This window comes from Luteibacter sp. E-22, assembly GCF_049913125.1.
Lineage (GTDB): Bacteria > Pseudomonadota > Gammaproteobacteria > Xanthomonadales > Rhodanobacteraceae > Luteibacter.
The window spans coordinates 2,234,620-2,248,246 of the sequence record NZ_CP183975.1; the positions used below are offsets into that span (position 1 = coordinate 2,234,620).

Consider the following 13,627-nt stretch of genomic DNA (forward strand, 5'->3'; position numbering starts at 1 on the left):
TGGGAGAACGTGCGCATGGCTTTCATCGATGGGGTGCGTCGCAAGAAATTGCGGATGGGTTTGCTTGGGTGTATCGCGGCGTGCGCCGCTCAGGGGGCGTTCGCGGCAACGGCACCGGGGTTCGACATAGGTTCCACGAATGTCGCGGTTGCCGATCCGGCTGTTCCCCGGCCGCCGGGCAAGTCCTGCGTGGTCGAGTTGTTCAAGGGTTACACCTTCACCGATTTCTCGAATCATCCCTATACGTACGCACCGCCGGTGGGCTGTGGCAAATCGTGGTCGAAGGTGGTGCTCGAAGCGGACTTCTCGGTCACGACCGGGCGTCAGTTCGATCGTACCGCGTCGCTCTGGCTGGGCGGCGCCAACGTCTACTTCGGCACGACGCAGGAGCCCTCCTCCGCCGTGTCGCCGAGCTGGCACATCGAGCGCGACGTCAGCGACTTCGCCAGCCTTCTGGGCAACCCGCAGACCGGCCAGGCCATTCTTGGTAACGTCGTCAACGAGACGTACACGGGCGTGATCAGTGGCTCTGCCCGCCTGGTCTTCTATCCCGCCAACGTCCTCGCACCGAAGGCGGATGCACCGGACGCGGTCTACCCGCTTTCCGACGGAATCGACGGCGGCACGGTGACGCTCAACACGGGAGCCGACGTGCTCACCCGCACGTTCACTCTGCCGACCAACATCGAACGCGCCTATCTCGATGTGTTCGCCCAGGGTCAGGGTGGCGATGAGTTCTGGTATTCGTGCGTGCCGGACGAGGTCGCCAACGAGGCGCAGAGTTGCGGCGGCGGTTCGTACCGCGAAGTGCAGGTATCGATCGACGGACAACCGGCCGGCGTCGCGCCGGTATATCCCTGGATCTTCACCGGCGGCATCGATCCGTACATGTGGCGGCCAACCCCTGGCGTGCAGACGCTGAACTTCCTGCCCTACCGCGTCGACATCACGCCCTTTGCCGCGCTGCTCAATGACGGCCAACCTCATGCGCTGTCCATCGGCGTGACGGGGGCGAACGGCTACTTTTCCGCGACCGGCAACCTCTTTGTCTATCTCGATCGCGGTCGCAAGGTGCTGAGCGGCGCGGTGACCGCCAACACCCTGAAGGACCAGCCGGCCATCGCCACCATCGACAACACGCTGACCGACGTATCCGGCGTGGTCGGCGGCACGGTCGCCACCCACGCAGCGCGCAGCTTCCGCACCAGTGGTTACGTGGACACGTCGCACGGCCGCATCGCCACCGACGTCACGCAGACGGTCGCCTTCCGCAACACGCAGACCTTCGACATCGACGCCACGCGCTACGAACAGGCCATCGACCAGCTGTCGACGGTCGACAGCACGACAAGGACCCGGCAGGGTCGGTCGGGGCTCGCGGTGACGACGGAAGCGCACTACGACTTCCCGTTGCTGGCCAGCTTCAAGTACAGCTTCGACGATGCAGGCAACATCGTTTCCGCCCCGAGCGCCGTGACCCAGGGCTTCTCGCGGCAGTTCTCGAAGAAGCTGGGTAGCCTGCTCCTCTATCGCAGCGACGTGGACAACAGCATCGACACGGCCGACACGCTGGCCTTCAGCGGTGGCGCGGTCACGGGACACAGCGGGCAGCGCAGCACCCAGGCCTTCCGTTTCAAGGACAACCTGGGTAGTTGCTACGGCCGCGACATCAGCACGAACGCCGGTGCGCTGGCCGCGGCGACCGATGGAGGTGGTTGCCCGGGGAACCGGAACCAGCTGCTGTGGTTCACCCATCCGGATGGCTCGCCCGACACGTCACGTACCGAGGACCCGGGTATTTTCTGAGAAAGCACTTTCATCGAGGCGCCGCCGTTCGTACGGCGGCGCCTTATGAGCGATGCACGACTCAGTCCTTGAATATCGCCGGTGTCCCGACCCAGATCATGCGCACTTCGGACTTGCCCACGTTACGCATGCTATAGGGATGCCTCTGGTCGAAGTGCGCGCTGTCCCCCGTGTTCAGCACGAACTTCTTCCTGCCCACCGTCATTTCGAGCGTGCCGCTCAGGATGTACCAGAATCCCTCGCCTTCGCGATGGATCGTCGGCGCCGCGAGGCCAGGCGGAACGATCAGCCGGAGTGCTTCCATCTTGCGTTCGGCATGCCTGCCGCTCAAGCGCTCGTAGACCACCGGCGACTCCAGGTCGATCCGGTCGTGCTCGCCCGCCCGGCAGACGATCTGCCCCGGCGAGGGCACGCCGACGAAGTAGTCGACGTCCACATCCAGCGCCTTGGCGATGGCTTCCAGGGATAGCAGCGATGGATGGGCGAGGTTCCTCTCGACCTGCGAGAGGAACGGTATGGAAAGCCCCGAAGTGTCGGCAAGGGATTGCAAGGTGAGTCCCAGGCCGCGGCGGCGATCGCGAATCGCGGACCCGATGCTCAGCCCGGCGGCCCTGTCCGGCGTCGCTTGTGCGCCCGCCATGGTTACGAGCTGTGGTCGCTACTGATCAGCCAGCGCGAGCCGACCTTGTGGAAAAGCAGCGTCGTGAGCCCCGAAACCTCGGCGCCGGTGTCCGGTTTCAGGTGGTAGCGGCCGATGACGAAGGCGTACTGTGTACCCAGCGGTTTGACGTCGATCAGTTCCAGTGTGAGCTTGCCCAGGCTGGCGCCCGGCTTCTGGAAGCGCGAGGCGTACATCGATTCGATCGCCTCGTAGCCCTCGACGACGCCACCCGCGCTGACGTAGCGCGTACCCGGGGCTCGCTCGTAGCACTCCATGAACGTCTTCAAGTCGCCAGCCGACCATGCCGCGGCGCTGGCGTCGAGCGTCTGCTTGATGGCCTGGGCGGTCGACACGGCCGGAGTTTCAGCCGACACGGCGGCGGTCGCCACCACTGCGCTCAATGCGCAGAAAAGCACGGACATGGTTTTCATGACACCCCTGGAGCATGAGAGAGAAGTCGCTCTTCCGCCGATGAGGACCAGCATAGTGGACGGCATCGGGCGGGACCCGTTTAGGTAGCTATCGTGCGGTGCCGTCGGATCGTAACGTAAAAGCTTGACGTCATCAAAACTTTTTGATCTGATCGAAACCAGGAAGCGTGCACCGCAACAAATGCGGTTCAGACGGCTATACATACGGTGCCAGGGGATCGAAGGCGCAGCCGGTCAGGGACATCTGGCATCAACCGAGCAAGGACCGTCGCCCATGGGCTCACCCGTGGGATCGATGTCCGGGGGCAATACACACGAACCATAGAACACGCTCTCATCGAGAGCGTGCGCGAAGGGTATGCACGTTTCACTCGCCGGGGAATTCCATGAACCAAGATCTCAAGCGCAGCCTTCTCTATACGGCCCTGCTGTCGGCGGCCCTGGCCTCGGGCCTGGTGAATGCGCAGGACGCGACCGCCCCGGCCAGCGAAAAGAAGAAGACACAGGCTTCGGATTCGCCGCAGACGCTCGAAGGCATCACGGTCACCGCCGCAAAGCGCGAACAGGATATCCAGAAGGTGCCGATCAGCATGACGGCGCTGACCGGTGAACAACTCGAGCGCCAGGGCGTGACCAGCCTCGTCGACCTGGCGCGCATCGCGCCGTCGCTGACCGTCGCGTCCTCGGGCCCCGGCTCGAACAACCTGATCATCCGCGGTATCTCGTCGAGCGCGGGCTCCGCCGCCACGGTGGGCTACTACCTCGACGACGTGCCCATCGCGGCATCGAGCAACGCCGCGCTGCTGTCGACGCGAGGCGTCATCGACCCCTCGGTGTTCGACATCGAGCGCGTCGAGGTGCTGCGCGGCCCACAGGGCACCATCTACGGTTCCAGCTCCATGGGCGGCACGGTCAAGTACGTGACCAACCAGCCGGACCTGGATTTTGTCGAGGCCCGCATCAAGACCGATGTCTCGGGCACATACCATGGCGGACCCAACGCCAACGTCAACGGCGTGCTCAACGTCCCCCTGCTCAAGGACAAGGTCGCGCTGCGCGTGTCCGCGTACTACCGCCGCGACGACGGGTATATCGACCGCTACCCGATTTCGCCGTCCAATTACCTCGAAGCCGATCCGGACGGCAAGAAGAAGGACAACGTCAACACGTACACGACCTATGGCGTGCGCGTGGCGATGCTGATCAAGCCGGACGATACGCTTACGATCACGCCCAGCGTCATCTACCAGTATTCCAAGCTGGGATCGCCGTTCACCTACGACAAGATTCCCGCGACGCTCGACAACCCGTACCAGGTGCGCGATGTCAACGAAACCAACGTGCAGGAATCGACGATTTCCAATATCGCGATCCACAAGCAGTTCGACGCCTTCGAACTGATGTCGTCGAGTTCGTATTTCACGCGTAACGTCAACATCCGGGACGACAGCTCCAAGGTCATCAACTACTTCTTCGGCCTGCCGAGCGTCTATCCGACCACGATGTATGGCAGCTACAAGAACAAGGAATTCACCGAGGAAGTGCGGGCGACCAGCAAGTTCGACGGCCCCGTGCAGGCGATCCTCGGCGCGTTCTATCACGACGTCCGCGCGCCGCTGGCTTCGTCCATACCCTATCCCGGCGGATTCAACCAGACCTTCGACACGCCCTTCCCGACGTACTCGACGATCTACCAGGGGGCGCGTAACGCCACGCTCAAGGAATACGCCGTGTTCGGCGAGTTGTCCTGGAACATCACCGACAAACTGAAGGCCAGCGCGGGCATCCGTGCGTTCGAAGTCAAGCAGGGCTTTTCGCAGAGTGGCGACGGCCTGCTCAATGGTGGCCCGAGCACCGTGCACAGCAGTTCGAAGGATTACGGCAGCACGCCGAAGTTCACACTGCAGTATCAGGTGAGCCCCGAGAACATGGTCTACGTCACGGCCTCCGAGGGTTATCGGCCGGGCGGCCCGAACAACCCCGCGCCGGCGGCGTTGTGCGGATCGGAAGTGGCCGGGCTGGGCCTCAGCCAGTCGCAGTTGAACAAGTACAACCCCGACACCCTGTGGAACTACGAGTTGGGGTTCAAGAGCGCATGGCTGGACCGGCGCCTGCTCATCGACGCATCCGTCTATCACATCGACTGGGACCACGTTCAGCAGCAGATCGTGCTCGGTTGCGGCTACAACATCACCGCCAACTTCGGCAAAGCGGTGAGCCAGGGCGCGGAACTGGAAATGAAGTTCCTGCCCGTCAACGCGGTGACATTGAGTGCCGGTTTCAGCTACAACGACGCGCACCTGAAGAACGACGTGCCGGGCACCTCGGCGAAGGATGGCGACCGTCTCGTGAACGTGCCGCGCTTCACCGGCTCGCTGGCAGCCGAATATCGCCATCGCGTCAATGCGCAGTACGACGGCTTCATGCGTGCCGATGTCAGCTACGTGGGCGATTCGAACTTCCTGTACGACCGGGAGAGCCCGTTCTATCGCCGCAAGGGTTTTGCCACCACCAACATCCGCGTGGGCGTGGAAGGTCGTAACGGCTTCGATATCTCGTTCTACGCCACCAACCTGTTCGACAAGCGCGGCGAGACCGACCTGCCGGTCGCCATCTCGGCCGACCTGCCGACGACGCGCCGCGTCGCCCTCAACCAGCCGCGGACCATCGGGATGACCTTGCAGTACCAGTACTGATATTTGCGCTTGTCCAGCCCCAAAAGGGGTGTGTGCCACCGCGCGTGCATGGGAGAGAATCGCGAGTCGTCCCCAACAAGCAGCCTCCCATGGCGTCCAACGATTCGCAGCCGATCGTCATCGTAGGTGGTGGCATCGCCGGTCTGGCCACCTCGCGCGCCCTCAAGCAGCGAGGGGTCGATTCCCTGGTGCTCGAACGGAGTCCGCAAGCAGCCGACGGTGGCCTTGCCATCAATCTTCCCGGCAACGCCATCGCCGCGCTCCGGCGGCTGGGCCTGACGGACGCCATCGAGCGGCTGGGACATCCCGTGCGCAAGCGTGAATATCGTACGGGCAGCGACCGTCTTCTGGCCGCCATCGACGAAGATGCCTTCTGGGGTGAAACCATGCGTCCACGCGCCGTGCGTCGCGCGGATCTCATGGCGATGCTCGGCTCCGGTCTCCCCTCGCCGGCCATCCGCTTCGGCACCACCATCGCAGCCATTCGGCAGGATGCATCCGCCGTGCAGGTGGGCCTGACCGGCGGTGATACGGTTTCCAGCCGCTTGCTCGTCGGTGCCGATGGCGTTCGTTCCACCGTGCGAGAGATGACGATGGGATCGCAGGGCGCCACGACGGCCCGGCTCGCCTCGGCAAGTTGGCGCTTCATGGCACCCAATCCTGGCGGTATCGACGGATGGACGCTATGGACCGGTGAACACGGCATGATCCTGCTGCTTCCTGTCGACGACGCCACGGTCTACGGTTGGGTCACCGTCCGGTCGACAGGGATTCCCGGCAACGATCATCGCCACCTGGGCGAAGCCTTCCGGACGTTCCCCGAGCGTGTGCGCCAGGTGCTGGACTGGGCCTTGGCACATCCGGAGGACGTCTACCACTCGCCCATCGAGGAAGTGCGGCTCGCGGCCTGGACGAAGGACCGGGTCGTCCTCATAGGCGACGCGGCGCACGCGACGGCCCCGGTTTGGGCGGAAGGTGCGGCGCTGGCGATGGAAGACGCGCTTGCGCTCGCCGCCATCGTCGCCGAAAGCGATGACGTGGCGGCGATCGGCCGGCGCTACGAGCAGGCCAGACGGGACCGGGTGGCCCACGTGCAGGCGATGACGGATCGGCTGTCGAAGGCGGCCCGCCTGCCGCACGCCCTTCGCACCCTGCTCATGCCGTTCATCACGCCACGCAGCTACCGGGCCACCTACGAGCCGCTGAAACAGTTTCAAGCGAGTTGATGCGTCACGTCCGTGGCACGTCGATCCGGGAGGGATCGGACTGCAATCCCATACCCGCATGAATCGAGGACAGCGTCTGTTCCCATTCGGACCGTCGTTGCCGCGTCAAGGCCCTGCCCTCGTCTTCGAACGGTTTCAGAAGCCCCAACAGGTTCCGTGTTCCGGAGCGCGCATAAGGCGTCGTCGTCTCTTCGACGAGCTTGCCCATGATGTATTTGGCTTGATGAGTGGACTGACTGGCCGATTGCGTCACCGAGGCCTGGGCCAACCTGCCCTTCCGGTACGCGATGTCCGTCTGGCTGTCGGCGCTGTCGTCGACCTGCGTGTAGTAGTAGTTCTGTGACTTGGGGTCGTTCGTCAGCATCAGGGACAGATCCGGCGACAGCGCCCCATGGAAACTCGCCGTCAGTTGCGAACGCTGCCGCTGGGAAATGGTTCGGCTGGACGCATCGCGACCGCCCAGCTGCGTCTCCTGCGATACCTGATAGGAAAAACCGTCCTTCTCGTCCGCCCGCATGGGATTCGGCGTGGACGATGCCTGAATCACGGAGGCGCGGAAGTCGGCCAGGCCGGTCAACATCGCGTGGTCGTTGGCGGACAACGGAATCCGCGGCGGTGTCTTCAGCAGTGCCGAGGCGCCATCGTCCTGGATCGTGTTCAATTGAGTGAACGCATCCTTGAACATCGTCATGAGCACGGGGTCGGCGCGTCCCCGGGACGACGCCTTGTCGAACTGCTTGAGGTAGTTGTCGATCGTGGCCGCGCGTTGCGACGGATTTCCCAGGATCGCGGCGGAGCGCATATCGACGCTCATGTCGATCGTGCCCAGGTCTCCGCTCGTCTTGATGCTGCGGGACGCGCTGTCGGCATGGAACGCGACCGTCTGCGGCGTCGATCGGTCAGTGGCCATGTCGAACTTCATGTCCACGGAAGCGAGCACCTTCGGGTCGAAATCCATCAGGCCGCCGAGATCGAGCTTGGGCGGCGAGGCCACCATGCCATCGAGGGCCTTCTGGAAAGCGCCCGAAAGCCTGGCCACCGCTGCGCGCTCGGTGTCACTGAGCGACGCGTTGCTTCGCGAGGTGACTGCGAGGCCGTCGTCGCCGCTCTTGAGGCTCAGCACGACCGTCACGCCGCTCGCCGTCTTGATAGTGAACGTCGTGTCCGCGTGCGCACCGCTGGCGGCTAGGGCCGTTGCGCTCACGGACTGGGAGAAATCGCTACCATCCGTCGCGAAGCGGTCGAGCAATGCCTTGCCGAGACCGGCGAGGCGTCCGGATAGCGAAGCGGCGCCGTAATTGCCGGCCATCATGGCCGTCACGGCATCCGTCGACCGGTTCGCCCACGTAAGGGCGGCGGGACGCGATGGCGCATAGGTCGAGTCGGGCTCGGCCTGGGAGCTCCCCAGCGTCACGATCACCGAAGGCGGCGGACGGGACATATCGACGGCGGCTTGATCGACGGCCGTGGCCGGTGGATGCGCCGTTTGCACAAGCATCGCGCTCGCAGTCGACGAAACCATCCCTATCACGGCAGAAATCTCCTTGGGCCCGGGGCTATCGCGGTCCTGCTTTTATCGGCAGCCAAGGAGCGAACTTGAGATGACGCGGGTCATGTCCCTGCCGCTTCCTTCGTGGCGGTCACGCGCGGCCGGCCATCGACGAGTTCGAACCGGAAGGCGTAGTCGAGACTGAAGGCGGCGTCCTTCTTCACCTGGCTGATATTTCCGCGACCATCGTCCGATTCCCGCACGATGGTCATGGGTGTGAATGTCCATCCCATCACGGCGGTCCTGCACGCCTGAAATAACGCCTGATGGTCCGGGTTCGACGAGGTATCGAGATCCCTCACCTCGGTAACGTGGCCGGTCTCGTCGACGATGGCCTTGATCCTGATCGTCGCTGGCGGCAACGCTTTCCCGATCAGGCCCTCGGGATAGACAGGAGGATCGTTCGTGATGAGCTGGGCGCCGAACGCGTGTTCGCTCTGCGTGAGCTTGTATTGCTCGTTCGCGCTGGCCTCGATCCGTGAATAGCTGACCGCGCCTTCACGCTTGGCCGCGTCGTCGTGTTTCGATGAAGGAGGCAGCGTGCCACAGCCCGCCGCCACCACGATACCGGCCATCATGGCGACGCATGCCAGTCGCGAGCTGGAACTATCGATCATGTGGAGATTCCGGTTCGTCGGCAGGATGGAACTGCGGCGATCGTATCGACGATTTCAAGGACGGCGGCAAGTGTCCAACAGCGATCGCGCCAGATACCAGGGGCAACCATCGCATCGAGATCGACCTTTCGGAGCCGGCCTCGGTCAAGCCGTAGCCTCGGCGATCCCGCGCAACTGCCGCTCGAACTCCTCGGGCGGCTGGCCTCCTGAAATCAGGTACTGGTCGTTGACGATCACGGCCGGCACGCCCGTGATTCCACGGCTGTGCCAGAGCGCCTCGTCCCGGCGCACCTCGTCGGCGTAGCGATCGGATTCGAGCACCTCGCGCGCTTCCGCCGGGTCCAGTCCCACCCTTTCAGCCGCCGCGACAAGCGCATCGTGGTCGCCGGGGTCGGTCTGATCCGTGAAGTAGACGCCAAACAATTGCCGGGTGAGTTCGTGTTGTTTCGCGTCTTCGGCCGCCCAGGCGATCAGGCGATGTGCATCGAAGGTGTTGTAGATGCGGCTCGCGTCCGACGTGTTCATGGTGAAGCCCACCGCCGCGGCACGTGCCTTGATACGCTCGCGATTCTGGCGTGCCTCATCGACAGGAATGCGGTATTTGGCGACCACGTGTTCCAACGTATTCTCGCCGCCGGGCTGCATGTGGGGATTCAACTCGAACGGATGGAAAACGATCTCCGGCTCGATCACGCCGTGCAGGCGCTCCAACGCGCGGTCGAGTCCACCAAGGCCGATCGCGCACCACGGGCACGCGATATCCGAGACAAAGTCGATCTTCATTTTCTGGGGCATGGGGAGTGCCTTGAAGGGGTCTGTCGTTATCGTACACCTCGAAAGCCGGCCGTTACCTCAAGCTGCCATCGGACTGGCTCTGAACCTCTCGCAAGAACGCCAACGCTTCGATGTTGAATACCTCCGGCCGCTGCAGCGGCGCGAAGTGGCTGACCTCGGGCAGGAGGACGAACCTGGCGCCGGGAATGGTTCGTGCGATGTATTCGGCGTGCTCGCGCTCGATGAACTCGTCGTGCTCGCCCAGGACGCTCCACACCGGCACGGCGACTTCCCGAAGCTGGTCGGCTCCATAATTCGGCTGGTTGGCCTGCATCGCGCCCAGGTCGTCGCGCATCGCCTCGAATCCGCCGGCGAGCGGCGACAACATTGCGTACTCCTTGGCGTGATGGTTGTAGATGCGGTCGATTACCGGGGTGGGCTGGAACGGCCTGGTACCGGTGCTGTCGACGTTGCAGGCGAAGAAGAACACCCCGGCGGAGCGGTCCGGCGTCTCCCGCGACAGGACGAGTGCGGTGTCGGCGCCATCGCTCCAGCCGATGAAGGCCGCCTTGGTCACGCCAAGCGCATCCATGACGGCGCGAGTGTCGGATGCCATGAGTTCGTAGCTGTACGACCGCGCGTCGCGGGTCGAACGGCCCTGGCCACGGCTGTCGATCACGATGGCCTTGTACCCTGCCCCGACCAGCGCTGGAACCTGGTAGCCCCAATTACCCGAGTTCCCCAGGCCACCGTGCAACAGCACCACCGGCGGTCCCGCCCCGATGCCGGCGTACCAGATGCGGGCGTTCTCGTTATCGACATATCCGCTCACTCCCTCCGCCGGAAGGGGCGGAACGCCATGCGCCGCGAGATGGATCAGATCGTCGTCGTGGAATGGGGTGGCCATGGTGGGAGCTTAACCGGTTGGCATCGTCTTACGTCCGTAAGCACATGAGTAGAGGGCGGCCGTTTTTGGTCAATCCTGATCCGGCGACCTTGCCCTTTGAGCGGGATGACATATGATGGGTATCATAACGATAGTCACTCCCAGTCCGGGAGTGCCAGAAACTCCTCGACCGAGAGACCGCCATGAAAGCATTCCTCATCGACCGATACGGCAAGGACGTCGCCCTGCGGCTTGGCGACGTGCCGCGCCCCATGCCACGGGACAACGAGGTGCTGATCGAGGTCCATGCCGCTGGCGTGAACCTGCTGGATTCCAAGATCAAGAGCGGCGAGTTCAAACTGATCCTCCCTTACCACCTGCCGCTCGTACTCGGTCATGACGTGGCCGGCGTCGTTGTCCAGGTGGGATCGCAGGTTCGGCAGTTCAAAGTCGGCGATGAAGTCTATTCGCGGCCGCCGGATCATCGCATCGGCACGTTCGCGGAATGCATCGCCGTCAACGAAAGCGACGTCGCCCTCAAGCCCAGGAATACCACCATGGTAGAAGCGGCTTCGCTGCCGCTGGTGGGCTTGACGGCGTGGCAGGCCCTGGTGGAACGCATGCAGCTCCAGAAAGGGGCGAACGTCTTTATCCAGGCAGGTTCGGGCGGTGTCGGCACCTTCGCCATCCAGCTGGCCAAGCACCTCGGCGCCACGGTCGCCACGACGACCAGCGACGCCAATACCGACATGGTGAAGAGCCTCGGCGCCGACATCGTCATCGACTACAAGAAAGACGATTTCGGAGCGATCCTGCAGGATTACGACGCCGTCCTGCATAGCCAGGGCCGTTCCGAACTCGATAAATCGCTGCGCGTCCTCAAGCCGGGCGGCACCCTCGTCTCGATCTCCGGTCCGCCCGACCCCGCCTTCGCGCGGGAAATCAGCTTGCCGTGGTTCGTCCAAGTTATCGTCCGGCTGCTGAGCGCGGGCGTCAGGAAGAAGGCGGCCCGTCGTCGCCTGAACTACTCGTTCCTCTTCATGCGAGCCAACGGCACGCAGCTGCGCGAGATAGCCACGCTGGTCGAGGCGGGCGTCATCCGTCCCGTCCTCGATCGCGTATTCCCCTTCGAGTCGACCAACGAAGCACTGACTTACGTCGAATCGGGCCGTGCGAAAGGCAAGGTCGTCGTCAAGCTTAAGTAAAGCTCGTACCCAACCTTGCACGAAGAACCATAAGATTCACCGATCGTTCTTCTCGTCCTTCTTCGGCTCGGGACGATGCGGTGGCGGCGCTTCCGGGCGGTGTGCCTGGGGGTGCGCCTGCGGGGCCGGTCGGGCCTCCCTCGGCATGTCATGTTCTTCGGGGCGCGGATGCTCTTCTCGCGGCGGATGTTCCTCGAACCGGGACTGGCGCGGTTCCGCTTCGGGCCGCGCCTGGACCTCGCGCGGTTGCGCGACCGGGTGCTGCGGAATTTCCGGCCGGGCTTGCGGCGCCTGCTCTCTTACGGCGTGCTGCATTTCCTCGGCACGTTGCTGTGGTTCGGTCGCCGCATGTGCCCTAGGCGTCTCTTGTGGCCGGGGCTCGAACGCGTGGGGTGGCGCCGGCGGCGCTTCGGGCTGGGGTTTTCTCTCCACGGCGGCATGATCGGCGAAGCGTGAACCGACATCTGGCCGTGCGGCCATTCCTGCGCCTTCCGGCCGCGCGGTTGCTCCTGCCCCCTCCTGCCGCCCCGGGTGCGGCATCGGCGGCGGTGCCGCGCTCCGGTAGCCGGCGTGAGCGAAGTCCGGAACGCTCATTTGCGCGGGACGCACACTGTCGTGGCTGTCGAAGCGCCGGTTGTCGACGTTGTTCGTAACGTTACGGCCATCATGGATGTTGTTCACCGACGCGGTCGCGCGGTTGAACGAATCGCGGTTGTTGACGATGGTGCCGTTATTGATGTTGTTCGTCGTATAGCGGTTCACCACGGTCGTGGAATGCGAGACATACGTCTGGTTGTTGTAGATCACGGCGGGACGATGCCAGCCACCGCCGTTGTAACCGCTGCCCTCGTAACCGCCGTGCCAGTTCATGCCCCACGAATGCCAACCGCCGTCATGGTGGTCGAGCAAGGCACCGACCAGGATGCCCACGCCGAAGCTGACCGCGCCCACGGCGACCATATTGCCGGTGCTATAGGACGAACGGACATAGGTGTATCGGGGATAGACGGCTTCCTCGCCGTACACGACACCCGGGTCATAGCTGGGCACGTACACCGTGTCTTCCTGCGCCGGTTCGATCTCGATCACCTGCCGTGGCGGCGGGACCACGGTCGAATCATCCTCGCCCTGCTGCACCTCGGTGGTGGTGACGGACTGCGTGGTCACGCGTTGCTGTGGCGATGTACGCAGGCTGCCGCGTTGCGCGGCACGCTCGCGCATCACCTGGATCGCGTTGAGCACGTCAGTGGGATCGTTGACGTACGCTTGGCCGAGCGCGGTCGTCCAGTCCGTGTTCTTTGCCATCTGGTCGAGCACCGAGGGAAAAGCCGTGAGCCCTTTCACGCTCGCGTCCCACGGCTGTGGCTCCACCGCCGTCTGTAGCAAGGCACCCTTGAGCTTTGGATTTTGCGCGACGAGATTGTCGGCGGCGACGATCTGGTCGGGATACGTGGAGCCGGCCAGGACCTGGGCCACGAGCTTGTCCGGGAACAGCGCGATAGGTGCGACCAGCTGGTAGAGCTGGTCGGCCGTCGGTGGTGTATACGCGGGTGCCTGCGGCTGCTGGGCGATGGTCGCCGCGGGAGCCGGCGCGGTCGATGACGCCGGGGGCGCGCTGCCGGACTGCTGCTGGCTGCACGCGGCCAACGTGGTGATACAGAGGGTCGCGCTGAGTGTCATGGCGGAAAGGCGTTGCTTGCTCAAGGAAATCGCTCCATGGTTGGCACCCTGTGTTGCGCCCGATTACGCTGGACCAGCCTTTCCTATCGCTTTCGC

General features: G+C 63.9%; 11 protein-coding genes. 4 read left to right on the plus strand and 7 right to left on the minus strand.

Annotated features, from left to right (window positions below):
* The first annotated feature begins 15 nt into the window (after positions 1 to 15).
* Complete coding sequence (locus tag ACN9M2_RS10025; protein ID WP_426284592.1) at positions 16 to 1,806, plus strand: peptide-N4-asparagine amidase; 1,791 nt, start codon at positions 16 to 18, stop codon at positions 1,804 to 1,806.
* 61 nt (positions 1,807 to 1,867) lie between these two features.
* On the opposite strand, the gene ACN9M2_RS10030 is transcribed toward ACN9M2_RS10025, so the two are convergent.
* Complete coding sequence (locus tag ACN9M2_RS10030; RefSeq protein ID WP_426284593.1) at positions 1,868 to 2,446, minus strand: helix-turn-helix domain-containing protein; 579 nt, start codon at positions 2,444 to 2,446, stop codon at positions 1,868 to 1,870.
* 2 nt (positions 2,447 to 2,448) lie between these two features.
* Entirely contained in the window at positions 2,449 to 2,898 is a 450-nt protein-coding gene (locus tag ACN9M2_RS10035) for a YybH family protein (protein ID WP_426284594.1), read from the minus strand.
* A gap of 386 nt (positions 2,899 to 3,284) precedes the next feature.
* On the opposite strand from ACN9M2_RS10035, the gene ACN9M2_RS10040 reads away from it, so the two are divergent.
* Together ACN9M2_RS10040 and ACN9M2_RS10045 are read left to right on the plus strand one after the other, a co-directional pair.
* On the plus strand, positions 3,285 to 5,594 hold the full coding sequence (locus tag ACN9M2_RS10040; RefSeq protein WP_426284595.1) for a TonB-dependent receptor: 2,310 nt from the start codon (positions 3,285 to 3,287) through the stop codon (positions 5,592 to 5,594).
* An 89-nt stretch (positions 5,595 to 5,683) separates the two neighbouring features.
* Positions 5,684 to 6,820 (plus strand): FAD-dependent monooxygenase, encoded by a 1,137-nt coding sequence (locus tag ACN9M2_RS10045; RefSeq protein ID WP_426284596.1) that lies wholly within the window; start codon positions 5,684 to 5,686, stop codon positions 6,818 to 6,820.
* A gap of 4 nt (positions 6,821 to 6,824) precedes the next feature.
* Here ACN9M2_RS10045 and ACN9M2_RS10050 read toward each other — a convergent pair whose 3' ends face one another.
* The 4 genes from ACN9M2_RS10050 to ACN9M2_RS10065 form a co-directional block, all read right to left on the minus strand.
* Positions 6,825 to 8,261: a hypothetical protein gene (locus tag ACN9M2_RS10050; RefSeq protein WP_426284597.1), complete on the minus strand. Its 1,437-nt coding sequence runs from the start codon at positions 8,259 to 8,261 to the stop codon at positions 6,825 to 6,827.
* Positions 8,262 to 8,431: 170 nt separating this feature from the next.
* Positions 8,432 to 8,986 carry a hypothetical protein gene (locus tag ACN9M2_RS10055; protein WP_426284598.1) on the minus strand — a complete coding sequence of 185 codons (555 nt, stop codon included), beginning with the start codon at positions 8,984 to 8,986 and terminating at the stop codon, positions 8,432 to 8,434.
* Between the two features lie 144 nt (positions 8,987 to 9,130).
* On the minus strand, positions 9,131 to 9,781 hold the full coding sequence (locus ACN9M2_RS10060; protein ID WP_426284599.1) for a DsbA family oxidoreductase: 651 nt from the start codon (positions 9,779 to 9,781) through the stop codon (positions 9,131 to 9,133).
* 52 nt (positions 9,782 to 9,833) lie between these two features.
* Positions 9,834 to 10,667 carry an alpha/beta fold hydrolase gene (locus ACN9M2_RS10065; protein ID WP_426284600.1) on the minus strand — a complete coding sequence of 278 codons (834 nt, stop codon included), beginning with the start codon at positions 10,665 to 10,667 and terminating at the stop codon, positions 9,834 to 9,836.
* A gap of 182 nt (positions 10,668 to 10,849) precedes the next feature.
* Between ACN9M2_RS10065 and ACN9M2_RS10070 the strand changes: the two genes are divergently transcribed.
* Positions 10,850 to 11,851, plus strand: a complete 1,002-nt coding sequence (locus tag ACN9M2_RS10070) for an NADP-dependent oxidoreductase (protein WP_426284602.1) — start codon at positions 10,850 to 10,852, stop codon at positions 11,849 to 11,851.
* A 36-nt stretch (positions 11,852 to 11,887) separates the two neighbouring features.
* Here the strand turns inward: ACN9M2_RS10070 and ACN9M2_RS10075 are convergent, their stop codons facing one another.
* Complete coding sequence (locus tag ACN9M2_RS10075) at positions 11,888 to 13,555, minus strand: DUF3300 domain-containing protein (RefSeq protein WP_426284603.1); 1,668 nt, start codon at positions 13,553 to 13,555, stop codon at positions 11,888 to 11,890.
* Positions 13,556 to 13,627: the final 72 nt, after the last annotated feature.